17 protein-coding genes and 1 pseudogene are annotated in these 20427 nt (G+C 59.9%); 9 read left to right on the plus strand and 9 right to left on the minus strand.

Annotated features, from left to right (window positions below):
* Nucleotides 1-16: 16 nt before the first annotated feature.
* Both BFN10_RS29990 and BFN10_RS29995 read left to right on the plus strand, forming a co-directional pair.
* Nucleotides 17-772 (plus strand): annotated as a pseudogene (locus BFN10_RS29990) (MCP four helix bundle domain-containing protein); the annotation flags it as partial.
* Between the two features lie 132 nt (nucleotides 773-904).
* Nucleotides 905-1630: a methyl-accepting chemotaxis protein gene (locus BFN10_RS29995; protein ID WP_371917394.1), complete on the plus strand. Its 726-nt coding sequence runs from the start codon at nucleotides 905-907 to the stop codon at nucleotides 1628-1630.
* 60 nt (nucleotides 1631-1690) lie between these two features.
* Here BFN10_RS29995 and BFN10_RS02540 read toward each other — a convergent pair whose 3' ends face one another.
* Nucleotides 1691-2050: a winged helix-turn-helix transcriptional regulator gene (locus BFN10_RS02540; protein ID WP_071488316.1), complete on the minus strand. Its 360-nt coding sequence runs from the start codon at nucleotides 2048-2050 to the stop codon at nucleotides 1691-1693.
* Between the two features lie 101 nt (nucleotides 2051-2151).
* On the opposite strand from BFN10_RS02540, the gene BFN10_RS02545 reads away from it, so the two are divergent.
* Entirely contained in the window at nucleotides 2152-2901 is a 750-nt protein-coding gene (locus BFN10_RS02545) for an SDR family NAD(P)-dependent oxidoreductase (protein WP_071488317.1), read from the plus strand.
* A gap of 107 nt (nucleotides 2902-3008) precedes the next feature.
* On the opposite strand, the gene BFN10_RS02550 is transcribed toward BFN10_RS02545, so the two are convergent.
* The 4 genes from BFN10_RS02550 to BFN10_RS02565 form a co-directional block, all read right to left on the minus strand.
* Nucleotides 3009-3623 carry a dTMP kinase gene (locus tag BFN10_RS02550; RefSeq protein ID WP_071488318.1) on the minus strand — a complete coding sequence of 205 codons (615 nt, stop codon included), beginning with the start codon at nucleotides 3621-3623 and terminating at the stop codon, nucleotides 3009-3011.
* A 165-nt stretch (nucleotides 3624-3788) separates the two neighbouring features.
* Nucleotides 3789-4685, minus strand: coding sequence for an alpha/beta hydrolase (locus tag BFN10_RS02555; RefSeq protein ID WP_071488319.1), 897 nt, complete (start codon nucleotides 4683-4685; stop codon nucleotides 3789-3791).
* Nucleotides 4682-5554 carry a LysR family transcriptional regulator gene (locus BFN10_RS02560; protein WP_071488320.1) on the minus strand — a complete coding sequence of 291 codons (873 nt, stop codon included), beginning with the start codon at nucleotides 5552-5554 and terminating at the stop codon, nucleotides 4682-4684. Before BFN10_RS02560 ends, BFN10_RS02555 begins: the two co-directional genes overlap by 4 nt.
* 47 nt (nucleotides 5555-5601) lie before the next feature.
* Complete coding sequence (locus BFN10_RS02565; RefSeq protein ID WP_071488321.1) at nucleotides 5602-6549, minus strand: MBL fold metallo-hydrolase; 948 nt, start codon at nucleotides 6547-6549, stop codon at nucleotides 5602-5604.
* Between the two features lie 604 nt (nucleotides 6550-7153).
* Between BFN10_RS02565 and BFN10_RS02570 the strand changes: the two genes are divergently transcribed.
* On the plus strand, nucleotides 7154-8023 hold the full coding sequence (locus tag BFN10_RS02570) for an isocitrate lyase/PEP mutase family protein (RefSeq protein WP_071488322.1): 870 nt from the start codon (nucleotides 7154-7156) through the stop codon (nucleotides 8021-8023).
* 42 nt (nucleotides 8024-8065) lie between these two features.
* Here BFN10_RS02570 and BFN10_RS29850 read toward each other — a convergent pair whose 3' ends face one another.
* On the minus strand, nucleotides 8066-11065 hold the full coding sequence (locus BFN10_RS29850) for a type III effector HrpK domain-containing protein (protein WP_071488323.1): 3000 nt from the start codon (nucleotides 11063-11065) through the stop codon (nucleotides 8066-8068).
* A gap of 492 nt (nucleotides 11066-11557) precedes the next feature.
* Between BFN10_RS29850 and BFN10_RS02580 the strand changes: the two genes are divergently transcribed.
* Nucleotides 11558-12880 carry an OprD family porin gene (locus BFN10_RS02580; RefSeq protein WP_071488324.1) on the plus strand — a complete coding sequence of 441 codons (1323 nt, stop codon included), beginning with the start codon at nucleotides 11558-11560 and terminating at the stop codon, nucleotides 12878-12880.
* Nucleotides 12881-12928: 48 nt separating this feature from the next.
* On the opposite strand, the gene BFN10_RS29855 is transcribed toward BFN10_RS02580, so the two are convergent.
* The gene (locus tag BFN10_RS29855; protein WP_071488325.1) at nucleotides 12929-14284 is read right to left on the minus strand and encodes a methyl-accepting chemotaxis protein; all 1356 of its coding nucleotides are present in this window, start codon (nucleotides 14282-14284) and stop codon (nucleotides 12929-12931) included.
* Between the two features lie 114 nt (nucleotides 14285-14398).
* A complete protein-coding gene (locus BFN10_RS02590; protein WP_071488326.1) occupies nucleotides 14399-14887 on the minus strand; it encodes a winged helix-turn-helix transcriptional regulator in 489 nt (162 codons plus the stop codon).
* Nucleotides 14888-14994: 107 nt separating this feature from the next.
* Here BFN10_RS02590 and fabF point away from each other — a divergent pair, with 107 nt between their 5' ends.
* The 3 genes from fabF to BFN10_RS02605 all read left to right on the plus strand — a co-directional run bounded on the left by fabF (nucleotide 14995) and on the right by BFN10_RS02605 (nucleotide 18758).
* Nucleotides 14995-16263 (plus strand): beta-ketoacyl-ACP synthase II, encoded by a 1269-nt coding sequence (gene fabF, locus BFN10_RS02595; protein ID WP_071488327.1) that lies wholly within the window; start codon nucleotides 14995-14997, stop codon nucleotides 16261-16263.
* 64 nt (nucleotides 16264-16327) lie between these two features.
* Nucleotides 16328-16708, plus strand: coding sequence for a RidA family protein (locus tag BFN10_RS02600; protein WP_028616142.1), 381 nt, complete (start codon nucleotides 16328-16330; stop codon nucleotides 16706-16708).
* 70 nt (nucleotides 16709-16778) lie between these two features.
* Complete coding sequence (locus BFN10_RS02605) at nucleotides 16779-18758, plus strand: peptidase U32 family protein (RefSeq protein ID WP_071488328.1); 1980 nt, start codon at nucleotides 16779-16781, stop codon at nucleotides 18756-18758.
* Here BFN10_RS02605 and BFN10_RS02610 read toward each other — a convergent pair.
* A complete protein-coding gene (locus BFN10_RS02610) occupies nucleotides 18736-19638 on the minus strand; it encodes a DMT family transporter (protein WP_071488329.1) in 903 nt (300 codons plus the stop codon). The two genes, BFN10_RS02605 and BFN10_RS02610, sit on opposite strands and share 23 nt — an antisense overlap.
* 109 nt (nucleotides 19639-19747) lie before the next feature.
* On the opposite strand from BFN10_RS02610, the gene BFN10_RS02615 reads away from it, so the two are divergent.
* The gene (locus tag BFN10_RS02615) at nucleotides 19748-20188 is read left to right on the plus strand and encodes an Lrp/AsnC family transcriptional regulator (RefSeq protein ID WP_071488330.1); all 441 of its coding nucleotides are present in this window, start codon (nucleotides 19748-19750) and stop codon (nucleotides 20186-20188) included.
* Nucleotides 20189-20427: the final 239 nt, after the last annotated feature.

A 20427-nucleotide genomic window follows, 5' to 3' on the forward strand; every position in this document is an offset into this window, starting at 1 on the left:
GCAAGGGGATTTTTGCATGACGATCAAACTACGCTTGATGTTGTTGATAGCGACTGGCTTGCTCACTGCTTTGATCATGAGCCTTACCGGTTACCTGGGCAATTCACGGATGGGCGATGCCGTACAGGACAGCGAGGTCAGCATGACGGTGCTGCGCAACCACATGGAAGCCGACATGATGCACGACGCCCTGCGCGCCGATGTGCTGTCGGCGATGCTGGTGGGCCTGGGCAAAAGCACCAGCACACCGGCCGAGGTCAACGCTTCGCTCAAGGAACACGCCGAACACTTTCGCCAGGTACTGTCGGATAACCTCGCGCTGCCGCTGGACGCTTCGCTCAAGGCCAACCTGGAAAAAATCAAACCGAGCCTGGACAACTACATCGCCACCGGTGAGCGCATCGTCGCGCTGGCGCTGGACAATCCCGAAGCCGCTCGCGCGGAACTGGGCACGTTCAATGCCGCCTTCACCCAGCTTGAAGATCAAATGGCCGCGCTGAGCGAGCTGATCGAGACCAACACCCAGCAGACAAGTGTCGGCACACGGCAGACCATCAGCAACGCCAATTTCACCCTGGGCGCAGTGTTGATCGCCAGCCTTTTACTGCTGTTGGCCCAGGGGCGCTGGGTGATGCTCAGCATCATGGCGCCATTGCAGGCCGCCAGCCGCATTGCCGCCAGCATTGCGCGGGGCAACTTGAGCGAAGCGATTGTCGAACCCCGGCGCAAAGACGAAGCCAGCGCCTTGATTCGCAGCCTCGCCACCATGCAACGGGACTTGCGCGGCATGATCGAAGTGGTGCGCAGCAACGCCCACGGCGTAAGTGGCATGAGCGAGCAACTGAGCCACGGCTGCCATGAAGTGGCCGGCAGCAGCCAGCAACAGAGTGCGGCGGCCAGCACCATGGCCGCGGCCGCGAGTGAAATGACCGCCAGTATCGAGGAAATCACTCGGCATGCCGGGCGCGCATTGGACATGGCCAACCAGGCTGAGACCTTGGCCAAGGACGGTGGGCGGGTGATTCATCAGGTGGTCAACGACATGGGCGGCATTGCCCGCTCCGCGCAGCAGTCGGCCCAGGTGATTCGTACGCTGGACAAGGAGTCCGAGGCAATTTTCAGCATTATCCAAGTGATCAAGGGGATCGCCGACCAGACCAACCTGCTGGCCCTGAATGCTGCGATCGAGGCCGCCCGCGCCGGTGAACAGGGGCGGGGGTTCGCAGTGGTTGCCGATGAGGTTCGCAGCCTGGCCGGCCGTACCAGTGCCTCAACCCTGGAAATCGCCAGCATGGTCCAGCGTATCCAGCAAAGCACGCGCGAAGCGGTGACCAGCATGGAGGAGGGCGTGGCTCAAGTGGATAAGGGCATGGCGGTGACCGCCGAGGTGGAGCGGGCGATTCGCGAAATTCTGCAAGCCACCTTGAACACCACGGAAATGGTCAACGATATCTCCCGCACCATTGGTGAACAGAGCCTGGCCAGCAACGAAATTGCGCACCAGGTGGAGATGATTGCGGGCATGTCGGAAAACAACAGTCGCGTTATTGGCCAAACGGCGTCGACAACGGATGAGTTGTCCGGCCTGGCCGGTAAGCTTTCGCAGTCAGTTGATCGGTTTCACTTGTAACCTACTGATTTAACTCAACTAAATAGTCATTTAGTTGAGTTGGCAATCAGGGCAGGGGGCTCAGGATTGGGAGAGGGCAGACGTCCGCCGTGCAGCGATGCGCTCTACCGTTTGCATATGCTGCGTACCCCATTGGCACAATCCACCCAATGCCGACGCCAGGGACTCCCCGAACGGTGTCAGGGAATACTCGACTTTGGGCGGTATTTCCTGGAAATCCACGCGAAAAATGATCTCATCGCGCTCCAATTCCTTGAGTTGCTGGATCAGCACCTTATCGGTCACACCGCCAATCGCGCGTCTTAATTCTCCATATCGATGAACATTCTGCGCCAGGTTGAACAGCACCAGCGGCTTCCATTTGCCGCCAATCACCGCCAGGGCAGCCTCAAGTCCGCAATTGAATGAGTTATTGGCCATGATTGAAGTATCTCCCAAGGGTACTTACTAAAAGGTGCATACTATTCAAAAGAATAGAGCGGATCTAGAGTTGCGCCTCAACATTCTTTTTTGGAGTCATCATGAGCAAGCTCAACGGGAAAATCGCAGTGGTTACCGGCGGTAACAGCGGCATCGGCCTGGCAACCGCGATTCGCTTTGCAGCTGAAGGCGCACAGGTGGTGATTGTAGGTCGTCGACAGTCAGAACTGGACAAGGCGCTGACGCTGATCGGGCCTGGAGCCATCGCCATCCAGGCCGACATTGCCAAGCTGGACGACCTGGACCGCGTGTTCACCCAGGTAAAAGCTGCCAAGGGCCGGGTTGACATACTGTTTGCCAATGCAGGCCTGGGGGATTTCCAACCGATCGGCTCGATCACCGAGGAATCATTCGACCGCACGTTCGGCATCAACGTCAAAGGCACGCTGTTCACCGTGCAAAAAGCCTTGCCACTGATGCAGGCCGGCGGTTCCGTGATCCTGACTGGCTCGACCACCGGGACAATGGGCACCGCGGCGTTCAGCGTGTACAGCGCCACCAAAGCGGCTCTGCGTAATTTCGCCAGGAGCTGGGCGCTGGATCTCAAAGGCACCGGCATTCGTGTGAACGTACTGTCGCCAGGCCCGATCTCGACACCAGGTCTGGACTCGGCGTTGTCAGGCACGGGCCAGAAGGAAGCGATCATCGACGACATGACGGCACAGGTTCCACTGGGCCGCATTGGTCAACCTGAAGAAGTGGCAGCCGCCGCGTTGTTCCTGGCATCGGATGAGAGCAGCTTCATGACGGGCAGTGAAATGTTTGTCGATGGAGGCTTTGCTCAGGTTTAAGCATGACAGAGGTTTTGCCCGTTGAAATCTGACGGGCACTGCCTCTGATTGCGCAATACGGTATTACGCATAATGTATATTATGTTAAATCATGTATTACTCTAGGCTTATCGCTCAGTTAATTTATGGATCTCAGCAACCACCTGCTTCACTGCCTCTTCAATCGCACCCTCATTACGACACAACACCCAGCCCTGACCCACAATCGCCCGCTCGAACATCTCTGTGCATGCAACATGCTCTGCATACTTCTGAATCACAGTGCCGCCCAATCCTCGTGAACGTGCCGTTGCTCTCGCCCATGAAATATCCGGCGCAGTGATCACACCGACATGCAGATCCGGCACTCGCACGCTTCGCTCCAGGTTCAACTGCAGAATCTCTGCAAACGGAATCGTGTGTCGAAACGCAGCCTCAGACGGATACCAGCGATCAATCAATATGATGCTGCCCAACGGCTGCCGAGTCAGGACATTCCGGGATATCCAACTGCGACTCTCGGCAAAGCGCTCGCACACAGCCCATTCCAGATCCCGTAAGGGATTTCTGGCAAGTTCGTTCACCAGGGCCATGGTTTCCCCTCTGTAGGGATCGCTTTTTCGCTCGCAAAGCCGGATGACTTTCTTGTTGTCCGCCCTCAGTGCTGCCGTTACGGCCTCCAACAACGTGGTTTTGCCGGTGCCTTTGGGGCCGTCCAGAGAAATAAAAAGCGGAGCATTCATTTTTCACACAGCGGTCAGGACGATGATCACCACTCTAACTGCATTTGCAGCAGGCCACGCATCCAAACACTTTCACAAGTAATTTTCCTACCCCCTAGGTATGCTCCGCGTCTATTGCCGATCACTGATACCGGGATGCCCGCCCAAGTCAAGGCTTTGGTCATATCAGGTATTAAGGTGTTGATTGAACCAGCTGGCGGCGGCTTCACTGGTGACCTTGAAGTGTTCAACATAGGGGGTGAAGTGCCCTCCTTTGATCATCACAAGCTTCTTTGGCTCCAGCGCTTTTTCATAGGCTGTGAGGCATATATCCGTGGCGGTCAAAAGATCGTTATCCCCCACAATCATCAGGAACGGCGTGGGGCTGATACGCGAGATGAAATGCCCAGGTTCGTTCTCCCGAAACAGCTCAGTGCTCCTTAAGGTCACCTCATTCTTCCAATTCGGCGCAAACGACCTAGTGTTCATAAAATACTCATAACTATCTACGCCTACCATGGCACAGGCAACGCCAGGGTCATCGGATACCGCCGCAATGATTGCGGGTTGTGCACCTGCAAAACGGGCCTTCCGGTCATTGTCATAGCGTGCAAGCATGGCAGGCACAAGGTCCGAGCGCAGTCGACGTTTCGCCGACTCATGGCCACTGATGGAGGGAACCTGAGCAACAACACACTTTACGCGACGATCGATTGCGGCAACTTCTATGACATGCCCGCCGCTCAGACTTGTTCCCCAGATACCAATTCGCTGTGGATCGATGCCTGGAAGCGACTGCAGAAAGGTAATGGCGTCGCGATAGCCCCGGCGCTGCAATACAGGGTCCATCTCTTGGCGCGGCGTTCCTTCACTTTCGCCAAAGTTTGCATGGTCATAGACCAGTACATGAAAACCTTCCGAACAGAATACCTCCGCATATTTATCAAGATATTGTTCCTTGACCGAGGTAAAACCGTGTGCCATGACAACAGCGGGTGTTGTAGACGATGTGTTTGCTGGCTCATAAAGCCAGCCTTTTAATAGAGTACCCTCGGACACAAAACTGATGTTGCTGCGTTTCATAACGTCCTCGTCAAATTCAAACTAGTCGCCGATGCACTGAAGAGCGCGCGCGTAACGGCCTTTAATCGCGGTACATCACGCAAATCCCGATGGTAGCCAAGCCAGAGTTCCCGACCGGGTGGAGGCGTTTGCAGATCAATCACTTTAAGGCCCGGGATTTTTTCACCCACGACCACGGGCAAGACCGCGAGCCCTAGCCCCGCCGCGCATAACTGAGCCTGAATAATCCGATCATTACTGCGTTGCATGACAGAGGCATCAGGCAGCAATTTCTGTATCCATGCCACATCCGGAAAATGGTTGAAGTCTGCATTCATCAGAATCAGGTTGACTCCCTCCCCTGTAGGGCTAGCGACGCTGTAGTTCTGCGCCGCGTACACCGCATATCTCACGTCCATCAATTTGCGCTGAACGATATCAGGTTGGTCGAAGGGAACATTTCTAAGTGCCACGTCAGCTTCACGCCTCGATAAATCGAGCATGCGCGGCGAAGTCAGGATTTCCACTCGAATATTCGGATGTTTGCGTGCGACGCTCACCATCAAGTCAGGCATTACATAGCCAGCGAACCACTCCGGACAGGTAATTCTTATACCGCCCTCAAGGTGCTCATCATGTACTGCGATCTTTCGATGTAACGCCAAAGCGCTTTGCTCCATGCGTTCTGCCAGGTCGAGAATGGATTCGCCTTCGGCTGTGATCACCAGTCCGTCTCCGGTGCGCTGGAACAGTTTCTGCCCCAGCGCTTCTTCCAGGGCCTGCACACGGCGGCTGACCGTAGGCCGGCTCACTCTCAGTTGCGTTGCTGCATCGGCATAGGTTCCAGCACGCACAACGGCAAGAAAGACCTTAACATCACCCCACTCCATATGATTGCTCCTTGTCTTTGGTGCCGTTGTGCTTAATCACGTAGCACTCATTTCTGAACGGGCTGCCAGAAGTAGTCTTCACCCTTCTTTTGCACCTTGCCAATACCAGGGAAATCAATGTGGGCGTCGGCAACCCAGTATGGGTGAGCGGCTGTGGAGGCATCTTCCAAGGCCGCCTTGCGGGTGCTGATTGCCTGGCTCGGGGTACTGTCGTAGATGACAGTGACTTGCGGCTCAGGGAATTGAACCGGTTGCACATGGATTACATCGCCCCAGAACAGCAATTGGTCCCCTCCTTCACTGACCCTGAATCCGGTATGCCCTGGGGTATGCCCGCGCAAATCGATGGCTTCTATGCCCGCAAAAAGCTGGTCGCCCCATTTGAATGTCCTGACACGGCCAGCTTCCTGATAAGGCTTGAGATAACGTTTGACTGCAGAGAATGCCTCAGGTTTGTCCTCTTTGCCCTGCGCAACGGAGGGGTCTGACATCCAGTAGTTCAACTCTTGGTCGTTGACTTCCACTACCGCATTCTTGAACGCGCGTTGTTGCCCGTTCAACAACCCCCCGATATGGTCGGCATGCAGATGGGTCATCAGCACCACATCGATCTGATCGGCGCTGTAGCCTGCGGCCTTCAGGCTTTCCTGCAGGCGGCCGGCGGTGCTTCCGGTCAGTTCGCCACCACCGGTGTCTATCAGGATTTGCTGGTCCCCGGTATCGACCAGATAAACATTGACGGACATGCGCGCATCTTTATCCAGCCCTGCCTGTTCAAGCAGCGTGCTTATGCGGGCGCCATCGCCCCCCTCAAGAATCTTGACCATATCGGCAGGAAGGTAACCGTCATAGAGGGCGACAACCTTGAACTTGCCGACATTCATCGAATAACTGGCCTGGGCGTCGGGCAGTGCAGATGCGAACACGCTATTGGAGATAGACAGTGCAAATGCGAACGGCAGTACTGCTGAGTAAATGGATTTAAATAGCTTCATAGTGTGGTTCCTGAAGTAGGTTGTGTTGCACACACTGTCCGTTATTGCCCCCCCTGAAATAAACGGTTTTGTGTGAAACCCTCGCGTACAAAAATGTACGTCGCCCCCAGTTGTTCGTTCGCCAAATACGAATTGGGAGTGGACCTCGTCTCCAGTAATCAGGTGCGTGGATTCTTTCCCGACTGGAAAGACAATGAAGCCACTCCAGCGCCCTCGCCGTCGCGTTGCGCCAACGCGGGCATTCGGTGCAGGAGTATGTCGGGCGTTCACAGTTCCGCTGTGACTTGGCGAGCAGCGACGCCATCGGTGAATACTTCAGTCTGGGGGGCAGCGAATTCTGGCGTATCGGCGTCACCAGGTAGGCTGACGTGGTGGTGAGTTTCGGCCGCATCGGCAGCAAGGTGCCAGACCTTGATCGAGTGTCGTGCGCATGACGATTATGGCCATGTGAGGAGTGATGCACCTTGGACGCTCCAAAACCGTAAACCCGCATCCATCCCTAATGCTGAAACGTCATCATCTCCCCCTCGCCCGCATGTTAATCTCGCCCCACCACGAATAGACATTGATCGTCACAAGACGATGACCAGAACCAGGAAAGCCCATGCCAAAGATTTCTCACTCAGCCCTGCGCCGCAACTTCCGTGAATTGCTCGCCAACCCAACCTGCGTTGAAACCGCTTCCGTCTTTGACCCGATGTCGGCGCGTATCGCCGCTGACCTGGGTTTTGAAGTCGGCATCCTCGGTGGCTCCGTTGCTTCGTTGCAGGTATTGGCCGCACCCGATTTTGCGTTGATCACCCTGAGTGAGTTCGTTGAGCAAGCCACCCGTATCGGCCGCGTTGCCCAGTTGCCGTTCATTGCCGACGCCGACCACGGCTACGGTAACGCCCTGAATGTGATGCGTACCGTCGAAGAACTCGAGCGGGCCGGTGTGGCCGCGTTGACCATTGAAGACACGTTGCTGCCGGCGCAGTTCGGGCGCAAGTCCACCGATCTGATCTCCATTGAAGAAGGCATCGGCAAGGTCCGCGCGGCGCTGGAAGCACGTGTCGATCCCGAGTTGTCGATCATTGCCCGGACCAACGCCGGCGTGTTGCCGACCGAAGCCGTTATCGAGCGCACCCAGGCCTACCAGAAAGCCGGGGCCGACGGGATTTGCATGGTGGGTGTGGCCGATTTCGAGCACTTGGAGAAGATCGCGGAAAACCTGACGGTGCCGCTGATGCTGGTGACCTACGGCAACCCTAAGCTGAATGACGCCCAGCGTCTGGCCAGCCTCGGCGTGCGGGTGGTGGTGGCCGGCCACGGGGCTTACTTTGCCGCGATCAAGGCGACGTATGACAGCCTGCGTGCCCAGCGCCAGTTGACCCACAGCACCGATAACCTCAGTGCCACCGAGCTGACGCATACCTACACGTTGCCGGAAAGCTACGTGGCCTGGGCGGAAGAGTTCATGGACGTCAAAGAGTAAAGACAACCTCGGAGCGAGGGGGTCTCCCCCCTCCTCCCGTTCTCACGATGTCCACTGCTCCCCGCCTGGCCAATCCTTGGTGGGAATATCCGCAATGGTCCCGTCCTTGACCCCATCGATGCCATAACGCTCGATTGAATCCCCCAATATCTCGCCGAACTTGTCCGACTTGGCCTGTGCCTGTCCTTCCTTCACCAGCCCGGGCACGATGGCCGCCAGTACCGCCACGCCAGCCGCCAGGAAGCCCAGCACGCCCGCCGTGGCCGCCAGGCCCGGGAGAAAGCGCGGCAGGTTCGCCCCGAGCAAGCCAAGGCCGCCCTCCGCGGCCGAGGCGCTGCCGGCCAGTACACCCAGCGAGCCTGCGGTAATACCGAAGCCACCGCTCAGCTTGTCACCACGACGCAGCGCGTTGACGCCATCAAAAATGCCATAAGCCCCGGCGACGATACCGGCCAGGCCGCCGATACCTTTGGCGGCTTCCTCGAAGTTCTTCGCCACGACCTTGGCGTGCTTGCCGTCCTTGACGTTGTCCTTGACCTCATCGAGCAGGTCGAGCATGACCTTGCCGTCCTTCATATCCTTGAGGGTCTGCTCACCGTTCTTGATCGACTTGGCGAGGTGCTCCTGGTAGCCCTTGGTGCCGCCCTCGATCAGCACGGTGGTGGTCTGTACGGAACCGGTGGTGATGTCGACGATGTTGCGCGTGGTCAGCTTTCCACCGCTCTGCGCCCCGCGCGCAATGGTCACACCCGCCAGGAACAGCCCGCTCACCCCGTGCAGCACACCGCTGCCGTAGGCGCCCTTGGCGCCGCCGTTGGGGTCGAAGTCCGACAGCTTGCCCATTTTGTCCAGGGCCTTGGTGCCCTGGCGGAGCATGTCCCAGTTACCACGAAAGCCCGCCAGGACCTGGTCGGTGGTGGCCACGGTCCCGTCCTGGTTCAGCAGCAGTTCGGGGCTTTCCTGGCGCATCTGGTCGACCAGCTTGCGGACCTTGTCTTCGTCCAGCTCCGCGCCGCCGTCCTTGCCGAACGCAGCCTTGATGTCGTCGAAGCCAGCGCCCTTGAACAGGTTCTGCTGGGCGATGCTGGAGAAATTGTCATTGAGCTGTTGGTCATACTGGGCCGTGAAGGTCGGATCAAGCGCGGCGTTATAGAGCGCCACTTCCAGGCTGAACTCCGAAGCGGCCTGCTCCGGCGTGTTGTCCTTGAGCAACTCGCGCAGGCGGTCGCCACTGGCCAACTGGTCCTTGTAGAAGGTCTTGAATGCTTCGTTATGCGAGGATTTGGCGACCGCGCCCTGGATCGCCTTGGCATCGTCAATGCCAAGCATCGACTGCAGGCTGGTGGCGGTGGCGTAGAAACCGGCCAGCGCTGTGTGCTGGTCGGTCTTGCCGTCCTTGGTGTTGGCATCCCACGCGGCGTCCAGTGCCTTGCCCGACTTCACCTGATCCTCGTAGCTCTTGGTGACCGCATCCTTCAGGCCGGGATTGTCTTCAAACAACGTCTTCACCGCCTGGTCGCCTGCGTTCCTGATGTACTCGGCGGTGGGTTTGTCGCCCTGCAAGATGGCCATGTGGTCGTTGATGTCCTGCAGCAGCTTTTGCGGCTCCCAGATCGCGCCGGAGCGGTTGGCGATGGAGACCTTGCCATAATCGCTGTTCCAGACCCCGGCGTTGGCGCCGTCGACCACCAGTTTCTGCGCTTCCTGCAGTTCCAGCAGCACCGCAGCCTTTTGTTCGGCCGTGTAGTTTTCCGGATGTTCGAAGATGTCCTTGTCGAGCTTGCGGGTGTCGACCTGGCCCGTGACAGTGCCGGTGGCCACGTCGGTGATCAGGCTGGCCAGGCTCTGGGCATCGGTGGGGGCGGCGGTCTTCAGCCAGGCTTGCACGTCGCTGCGGCTGACCTTGCCGTCGGGCTTGTCGCCGATACTGTTGCCGGCCGTATCGAGCTTGCGGAAGGCGCCGGGCTGGGCAAAGAAGTTGAGGGCCTCTTTCTCTTCCTTGCTCAACTGCGGATTTTGCTTGAGGTAGTCCTGGATGTTCTGTTCGGTGACGGCACTCTCGCCGCCGGTCTTGCCACGGATCGAATCGTACTTGGCATCCAGGATTGCGCCGTATTGAGCGATCTGCCTGGAGCCCGCGTCGGCATCCGGATGGGTGTCGAGAAAATCCTTATAGCTACCGATCTGGTCATTGGCCGAGGGCTTGGCCAATCCCTCGAAACCGTACTTGCCGAAGTCCTGCAGGCGCCCCGCTTCGGTGCCATGGCGCGCTTCCCCGCTCTTGGTAAAGCCGTCGATACTACCGTTGGCCACATCCTTGCCCGTCAGCGCGCGGCCTTGCTCGTCAAAACCCACCACCCGGTCGAGCACCTGGCTGGCACGGAAGGCCGCGTTGGGGTCCTTGTCGAAATCGCCGACCTGCTCCTTCAATGCATCTTTCACCCCACTCTGGTTGCCAAGGTTTTTCAGCAACGGGTTGTCATTGATGATGTCCTGGGCCGAGCGCGTGTCACCCTCGGGCAGTTCCCAGACGATGCCGACCTTTTCTGCGGCCTCACGGCGCTGGCCGTCCTGGTCCACAGCGTCCACCTGTTGCCGTTCACCCTTGAGGTTCTCCCAACCATATTTGCCGAAGTCTTGCAGGCGTCCAGCCTCGGTGCCGTGCCTGGCGTCACCGCCTTTGGTGAAACCATCGACGCGGCCGTTGTCGATGGCATTGCCGGCCAGGCGTGAGCCGTTTTCGTCGAAGCGCTCGACATGCTCCAGCACCTGATTGGCGCGGTAGGCCGCGTCCGCATCGTGCTCGAAATCGCCGACCCGTTCGCGCAACTTGTCCTTCACCCCGCTCTGGTTGCCAAGGTTTTTCAGCAGTGGGCTACCATCGATGATGTCCTGGGCCGAGCGAGAGTCATCCTTGGGCCGCTGCCACTCGATGCCGGCATCCCTGGCCTTGGCCCGATCAACCGCGTTGCCCCATTCGGCGCTGGTGTCTTTGCCCGTGACGCTCCTGATCGTGGGGGCCTTACTGACCGGTGCTGACATGCGTGTGCTCCTTGAAGACGGGGGCCGTGGCACGATCGTCGAAGGCGATCATGTCGGGCCAGTCAGGAGAGCAAAAACCTTGAGGGTTACTGAAAGATGACAGGCTGACTCACCGGGCCGGTGTTGCATGCCTTTCTGGTCACTGAGGTGCCCATGCCGAAGGGCCGAAACCCGGCTGTGAAATCTTGTGAAAAAATCCGCCGCAGAGTCTGCGGCGGCAACCAAAGGATGTTGTCGAAGCAGAGCGGCTAAGACAGGTTCAACGTACACCCGCACGTGGTTAAACAGCGTGAAGTTTAATTAATCGAGTTTCATCCGCCCGCCCGCTGCAGGCCGTGCCGACTGTGCTTAGAATCAACCTCGGCAACCACGCCGGACACAATAAAAAACCGTAACAGCTCACCTAGAAACCTCTGCCCAAACAACGTTATGCGCCATCCAGTCAGTGCGGTGTTTCTGCGCGCGCGTTCATTATTTCGGGGAAGTCACGACATGATTAAACAGTCGAGCCTGTTGGCACTGGCGGTGTGTGCCGGTATCAGCCAGATGGCCTTTGCCGAGTCGGTCACCGACCAGGCGGATGCCAAGGGATTTGTCGAGGGCAGCAGCGTCACCGGCCTGTTGCGCAACTACTACATGAACCGCAACCGTGAAGGCGGCCGGGCCGATAATATCGACTGGACCCAGGGCGCGATGCTCAACTACGCCTCGGGTTTTACCCAGGGTACCCTCGGTTTCGGCGTCGACGCCTATGCCTACGGCGGGCTGAAACTCGACGCCACCCACGCGGACGCCGGCACCGGCAACCTGCCCACCGACCGCCATGGCGATCCCGAAGACGCCTACGGCTCAGTCGGTGCGGCGGTAAAGATCAAAGTCTCCAAGACCCAACTCAAATTTGGTGACATGCAACCCACCGCCCCGGTCTTCGCCACCGGCGGCACGCGCCTGTTGCCCCAGACCGCCACCGGGTTTGACCTGACCAGCAGCGAAATCGCCGGCCTGGACCTGGAGGCCGGGCATTTCACCAGCACCAACAGTGGCATGACCAGCAACCATGACCACGATATCTACGCCACCTACGCCAACATCGCCGCCAACAGCGCCAGCTTCGTCGGCGGCAAATACACCTTCAGCCCGTCCCTGAGCGCGACCCTGTATGCCGGCGAGCTGGAAGATATCTGGCGCCAGTACTACACCAATCTCAATTACGTGATCCCGTTGGCGCATGACCAGTCCCTGGCGCTGGACGGCAACTTGTACCGCACCCTCGACACCGGCAGTGCCAAGGCGGGGGCGATCAACAACACCACCTACTCGGTGGCGGCGGCGTATTCGTTCCTGCAAGCGCACACCCTCACGCTGTCGTACCAGAAGGTGCATGGTGACACGCCGTTCGACTACATCGGCACCGGCAACAACGGCGCAGGCGAAGGCGGCGATTCGGTGTACCTGGCGAACTCGGTGCAATGGAACGACTTCAACGGCCCGGGCGAGCAGTCCTGGGGGATCCGCTATGACCTGAACATGGCCAGTTATGGCGTGCCGGGATTGAGCTTCATGGGCCGCTACATCAACGGCTCGGATATCGATGGCACCCATACGCCGGCCCATAGCGCTTATGTCGGCGACTACGGTGCAGATGGCGCGCACCACGAGACCGATCTGGAAGCCAAGTACGTGATCCAGAGCGGTCCGGCGAAGAATCTGTCGTTGCGCGTGCGTGATGCGATCGTGGCGTCGAATGCCGACCAGCGCGATGGAGACCTGAACGAGCTGCTGCTGATCGTCGACTATCCGTTTACCCTGCTCTAAACCCGCCCCTGGAGGAGCGAGCTGGCTCGCTCCTCCAGCTGGAAAGCGTTAGCCCACCCAGCCGACCGCAGTCTTGGGAATGACTTCCGACTCATCCAGTTTCGACGCAAACATGCTCACCGCCTGCACCGCATCGCTGGTGCTGGTGCGAATCTGCAGGATCACCGACCCCGCCTGGTCGGCCAGGTTGACGCCGCGCTGTGCGCCTTCCTGGGTCGCGTTCATGCTGGTGACCGCGTCGCGGGTTTCCGAGAGGATCATGCCGATCATCTCGGCGATTTCCGCCGTGGAGCGGCTGGTGCGTCCGGCCAGTTGCCGGACCTCATCGGCCACCACCGCAAAGCCACGCCCCTGGTCCCCGGCGCGCGCCGCCTCGATGGCTGCGTTGAGCGCCAACAGGTTGGTCTGGTCGGCGATACCGCGAATGGTGTTGACGATGGCGGTGATCTGTTCGGAACGGTCGCCCAGTTGCCCCACCAGCCGCGCAGACGCGCCGATATTCTCGGCGATACGGCGCATTTCCGTGGCGGTCTCCTGGATCACCTGGGTGCCGTGCTCGGCAAAACGCTCGGTCTCGGAGGAAATATGGTAGGCCCGGGAGGCGCCACGGGAGTCTTCCTCGAACTTCTCTACGCGCTCGGTGATGTCGCTGGCAAACTTGGCGATCTTGATCAGTTTGCCGTCGCCGTCGTACACCGGGTTGTAGCTGGCCTCCAGCCACACCACACGCCCATGCTTGCCAAGGCGCTTGAATTGCCCGGTAAAGAACTCACCGTTATTCAAGCGGCGCCAGAAGTCGGTGTACTCATGGCTGGTAACCAGCGCGGGCTCGCAAAACAACCGGTGGTGCTTGCCTTTGATTTCCGCCAGGGAGTAGCCCATGACATTGAGGAAATTCGCGTTGGCGTCCAGCACCTGGCCACTCAAATCGAACTCGATAACGGCCATCGCACGGTCCACGGCCGTCAATTTGCTGCGGGTGGCCGCGTCCTGCTCCACTTGGGCGGTGACGTCCAGTGCGTACTTGACCACCTTCAACACCTGGCCACGCTCATCCAGCACCGGGTTGTAGCTGGCTTCCAGCCAGATGGTCCGGCCGTTGGCATCCACGCGTTTGAACGTACCGGAGACAAATTTGCCGGCTTTCAAATCACTCCAGAACTGGCTGTAGGCCGGGCTGCTGGTCAGCGCCGGCAGGCAAAAATCGCGATGGGACTTGCCGGCCAGTTGATTGGCGCTGTAGCCCAGGGCCTTGAGGAAGTTGTCGTTGGCCCGCAACACGTTGCCGTTGAGGTCGAATTCGACCACGGCCATGGAGCGTTCCAGTGCGCTGATCAGTCCTTTGTACTCGGTGGCCTCGGCCGTCCTGGCCGCCAGTTCTGTTTTGAGTGTTGTGTTGAACATGACGTACCCTCAGCCGTGCGAAAAAACCCGTGTCTTGATAGGGCTATCGGCTGTGGAATACGCGACTTTACCGGCCTTGAGTGGATTATTTTCTGGCGTCAAATACTTGCGCAATCAGGGTTTTGCGCCTAGCAAAGCGAGGCGCTCGCGCATGCCGGCACTGGCCGCCGGACCGGCCTGCAACACGCACTGGTCAAAAGCCACCAACTGCCCATCCGCACGGGCGAGCGTCGGCTGCACCGGCCGGCCTGTTTTACGCTCCACCAACTCGACACTGGCGCCCTCCTCGGCGTAATGCCGGTTGCCCCAGGCAACCAGTGATATCAGCACCATGCCGAAATCCTCACCCTTGGCCGTCGGCACATATTCATGGCGCGGCGGTCGTTCGCTGTAGGCACGGCGCTCCAGCATGCCCGCCTCCACCAGCGCGTTCAGGCGGCGCGTGAGCATATTCGGCGCAATGCCCAGGCTGCGCGAGAACTCATCGAAGCGGCGCAGGCCGTGCAACGCATCGCGCATGATCAAAATGCTCCACCACTCCCCTACCCGCTCAAGGCTGCGGGCGATGGGGCATTCGTCGCTGATGAGGGACTTGCGTTGCATGGGGATTCCTGTGGGTCAGTGCCAATGTGCGTGATGCCATGTTACTTTCATGATGATAGTGACGTCCATAAGGTCTGTTCCTTCACCGCAACTGGAGTCGATTGATCATGAGTAAACGCATCGTTGTAACAGGTATGGGCGCACTGACGCCGTTGGGCGCTGACGTGGAATCTACCTGGCGACGCCTGTTGGCCGGGCAATCGGGTATTCGTCGCCTGCCGCAAGCGTTGATCGGTGATTTGGCCGTCAGCATCGGTGGCCAGGTGCAGACCGTACTCGAGGACCCTGAAGCCGGATTTGATCCCGACCGCCTGCTGGCAGCCAAGGAACAGCGCAAGATGGACCGTTTCATCCTGTTCGCCCTGGCGGCGGCGGACGAAGCCTTGAAGCAGGCCGGCTGGGCGCCGAACACGCCTGAAGCGCAGGAGCGCACCGCGACCATCATCGCCTCGGGTGTCGGCGGCTTCCCGGCGATTGCCGACGCGGTACGCACCACCGACAGCAAAGGCCCACGGCGGTTGTCGCCGTTCACCATTCCGTCGTTCCTGAGCAACATGGCCGCCGGACACGTGTCGATCAACTACGGCTTGAAAGGCCCGCTGGGTGCGCCGGTGACGGCCTGTGCAGCAGGTGTACAGGCCATCGGCGATGCGGCGCGCATGATTCGCGCAGGTGAAGTGGATGTGGCGGTATGCGGCGGTGCCGAAGCGGCGATCCATCGGGTCAGCCTTGCCGGGTTCGCGGCGGCGCGGGCGCTGTCCAGTGACTTCAATGACAGCCCGGAGCAGGCGTCGCGGCCTTTCGACCAGGCGCGGGACGGTTTTGTCATGGGCGAAGGCGCCGGCATCCTGGTCATCGAGGAACTGGAGCACGCCCTGGCCCGAGGTGCGCAGCCGATTGCCGAACTGGTCGGCTACGGCACCAGTGCCGATGCCTATCACATGACCGCCGGCCCGGAAGACGGCGACGGTGCACGCCGGGCGATGCTGCAAGCCCTGCGCCAGGCCGGGATCGACGCGGACCAGGTGCAGTACTTGAATGCCCACGCCACCTCGACGCCGGTGGGTGACAAAGGCGAATTGGCCGCGATCAGGACGGTATTCGGTGCGAACGGCAGCCCTGCGATCAGCTCGACCAAATCCGCCACCGGCCATCTGCTGGGGGCTGCGGGCGGTATCGAGGCCATCTTCACCGTGCTTGCCCTGCGCGACCAGATCGCCCCGGTCACCCTCAACCTGCAACACCCCGACGCCCTCGCCGAGGGCCTCGACCTGTTGCGCGGTGCTGCCCGGCCGATGCCGATTGACTATGCACTGTCCAACGGCTTCGGGTTTGGCGGAGTGAATGCCAGCGTGCTGTTCCGCCGCTGGGCGTAGTTTGCCCCTGCCGTCATTTTCGGGGACCATGGCGCCTTTCTGAACCTGCCAACGAGAGGCGCCCATGGCCAACCACGACCTGCACTACACCCCGGACCCGGATGCCGATTCGATTTCCTCCGACGTGATCGGCTTCAACGGCATCCTGGTGTCCACCCAGATCCCGACCCGTGCCGATGGCAGCCTGGAACTAGGCGACATCACCCTGCAAAGCGAATGCACCCTGCAAGCCCTGAAAGTTGCCCTGGAAAAGGCCGGCAGCTCCATGGACCGGGTGATGCACCTGACCATTTATCTGACAGACATGGCCGATCGCGCCGCCTTCAACGAAGTCTACAAACGCTTCTTCGCCAAGCCCTGGCCCGTGCGCGCAGCGGTTGGCGTGGCCGCGCTGGCGGTAGACGGCATGCGCGTGGAAGTCACGGCGATGGCCGCTCAAGCCTGAGTGCGTGCCGGTCAGGCATTTCACAGCTACAATGCGCGCCTCAACCGTGACAAGCCTGACTAAAAAAACTATGTCCTTGCCCAAGCATCACCTGGAATTGCTCAGCCCTGCCCGCGATGTCGCCATCGCGCGCGAGGCCATCCTGCATGGCGCCGACGCCGTGTACATCGGCGGCCCGAGCTTCGGCGCACGCCATAACGCCTGTAACGACGTGAGCGACATCGCGCAGCTGGTGGAATTCGCCCGCCGTTACCATGCCCGCGTGTTCACCACGATCAACACCATCCTGCACGACAACGAACTGGAACCCGCACGCAAGCTGATCCATCAGCTCTACGATGCCGGCGTCGATGCATTGATCGTGCAAGACCTGGGCGTGATGGAGCTGGATATTCCGCCCATCGAGCTGCACGCCAGCACCCAGACCGATATCCGTACCCTGGGCCGCGCCAAGTTCCTCGACCAGGCCGGTTTTTCGCAGTTGGTATTGGCCCGTGAGCTGAACCTGCAAGAGATCCGCGCCATTGCCGACGAAACCGATGCCGCCATCGAGTTCTTCATCCACGGCGCGCTGTGCGTGGCGTTCTCCGGGCAGTGCAACATCTCCCACGCGCAGAATGGCCGCAGCGCCAACCGTGGCGATTGCTCCCAGGCTTGCCGCCTGCCGTATACGCTCAAAGACGATCAAGGCCGCGTCGTGGCCTTTGAGAAACACCTGCTGTCGATGAAAGACAACAACCAGAGCGCCAACATCCGTGCGCTGGTCGAAGCCGGCGTGCGTTCGTTCAAGATCGAAGGCCGCTACAAGGACATGGGCTATGTGAAGAACATCACCGCCTATTACCGCCAGCGACTGGATGACGTGCTTGAAGACCGCCCGGACCTGGCCCGCGCCTCCAGCGGCCGTACCGCGCACTTCTTCCTGCCTGACCCGGAAAAGACCTTCCACCGGGGCAGCACCGACTATTTCGTCAATGACCGCAAGGTCGATATCGGCGCCTTCGACACGCCGACGTTCACCGGCCTGCCGGTGGGTGTGGTGGAAAAAGCCGGTAAGCGCGACCTGCAAGTGGTCACCCACGAGCCATTGTCGAATGGCGATGGCCTGAACGTGCTGATCAAGCGCGAAGTGGTGGGTTTCCGTGCCAACATCGCCGAGCCTAAAGGCGAGTTCGAGGAAGACGGCGAGAAGCGCTACCGCTACCGCGTGGAGCCGAACGAGATGCCGGCCGGCCTGCATCAATTGCGCCCGAACCACCCGCTGAACCGCAACCTGGACCACAACTGGCAACAGGCGCTGCTCAAGACCTCATCCGAGCGTCGTATAGGCCTGACCTGGGCCGCTCGCTTGCGCGAAGCGCAGCTGGAAGTCACCGCCACCAGCGAAGAAGGCATCAGCGCCAGCGTCACCCTGCCCGGCCCGTTCGGCGTGGCCAACAAGCCGGAACAGGCGCTGGACACCCTGCGCGACCTGCTGGGCCAACTGGGCACCACCGAATACCACGCGACCGACATCCAACTGGATGCGCCGCAGGCGTTCTTCATCCCCAACTCACAGCTCAAGGCCCTGCGCCGTGAAGTGATCGAGGCGCTGACCGCCGCACGCGTGGCTGCGCACCCACGGGGTGGCCGCAAGGCGGAAACAACGCCACCGCCGGTGTACCCGGACGCGCACCTGTCGTTCCTCGCCAACGTCTACAACCAGAAAGCCCGCGACTTCTACCACCGCCACGGGGTGAAGCTGATCGACGCCGCCTTCGAAGCCCACGAAGAAACCGGCGAAGTACCGGTGATGATCACCAAGCACTGCCTGCGTTTCTCGTTCAACCTGTGCCCTAAACAGGCCAAGGGGGTCACGGGCGTGAAGACCAAGGTAGCGCCGATGCAATTGATCCATGGCGATGAAGTGCTGACCCTGAAGTTCGACTGCAAACCCTGCGAGATGCACGTGGTGGGCAAGATCAAGGGGCATATCCTGGGCTTGCCACAACCGGGCAGCGCGGTAGAGCACTTCAACCCGGAAAACATTATTTTCCAGGGCACGCACTGACCCTTTGCACGCGGGGCCACCACCAGCCCCGCTGCAACCCGGCAGCCGCCAGTAGAATTGCCGCCACCCCGAACCATTGCAGCCAGCCCAGGCGATGCCCGAAGGCGAACCAATCGACGAAGATCGCCGCAATCGGGTAGATAAACGACAGCGCACCGGTCAGGGCTGTCGGCAGTTTCTGGATTGCGCCATACAACAACACATACATCACGCCGGTGTGCACCACGCCGAGTGTCACCAGTGCGCCCCACGCGCTGGTTGTGGCCGGCAAGCTATTCCATGGCACCAGCGGCGCCAGTAACAACGCGCCGGTGGTTACCTGGATCAACGCCATCAAATGTGGCGGCACTGCTTTCAGACGTTTGATGATCAGCGCGGCAATCGCGTACAGCAACGCCGCGCCGAGTGCCAATGCGATGCCAGTCAGGTAATCGTCGCCGGTCGGTTGATCGCCATGGGCGGTGACAATCGCCAACATGCCCAGGAACGCCACGCTCAGCCAGGCGAGTTTCTGCACGGTGATCTTTTCACCTAGAAACACGGCCGCCAGCATCACCAGCATGAACGGCTGCACGTTATACACCGCCGTGCTGATGGCAATCGACGCGCGGGAATAGGATTCGAACAGCAGTAACCAGTTGCCGACAATCGCCACGCCACTGAGCATCGCCAGGCCGAGCCTGGTCCAACTGAGCAGGTCCAGGCGCAAATACCCCAGCAGTGCGCACACCACCAACAACGTCAGCCCGCCGATCACACAGCGCCAGAACACCACTTCGATCACCGATACGCCGGAGACCAGGACAAACCAGCCAATGGTGCCCGAAATCAGCATGGCGGCAACCATTTCCCACGACCCGCGACGGATGGATGTATCCATGATTGAAGCTCCTCAAGTGAGGCTCAATTATGGCAATCTGGTCGAGACCGGCTCCAGCGACTAAAAAAGGCAAAAGCCTTGAGTTGCCTTTACTTATTAGGCGGACACCATGATTGACACCATTGACCAGCAACTGATCGCTGCTTTAATGGACGACTCGCGTCTGTCCCTCAAGGCCTTGGCCGGGATTACCGGGCTGTCTTCGCCGAGCGTCGGCGAACGCCTGCGGCGTCTCGAAGAGCGCGGCGTGCTGACCCACTACACCGTCGACATCGACCCCAGGCACTTCGGCTACCTGCTGCAGGCCATCGTGCGCATCCGCCCCTTGCCCGGCAAATTGCATGAGGTGGAGCGGCAGATCCAGGCGATCCCCGAGTTTACCGAGTGTGACAAGGTGACTGGGGAGGATTGCTTCATCGCACGCCTGCATGTGCGCACCATGGATCACCTGGACAGCCTGCTTGACCGGCTCAACGCCTACGCGGAAACCAACACGGCCATTGTCAAGAAAACCCCGGTGAAACGGCGTCTGCCGCCCTTGGGCGACTAGCGGCAGTAGCTTGTTGTGGGTCCTGGTGTGGTGAGCGAGCTTGTTATGGTGAGCGGGCTTGTTGTGGCGAGCGGGCTTGCCCCGCGTTGGGCTGCGAAGCGGCCCCAAATTCTGGAGAAGCGCGGTGATGCTGAAAGGGGCCGCTTCGCGCCCCAACGCGGGGCAAGCCCGCTCGCCACAACAAGTGCCATTATCAACGCTTGGTGTAATCGGGGTAACACCAGGACACTGAAATCAAC

It is taken from the genome of Pseudomonas extremorientalis (assembly GCF_001870465.1).
GTDB lineage: Bacteria > Pseudomonadota > Gammaproteobacteria > Pseudomonadales > Pseudomonadaceae > Aquipseudomonas > Aquipseudomonas extremorientalis.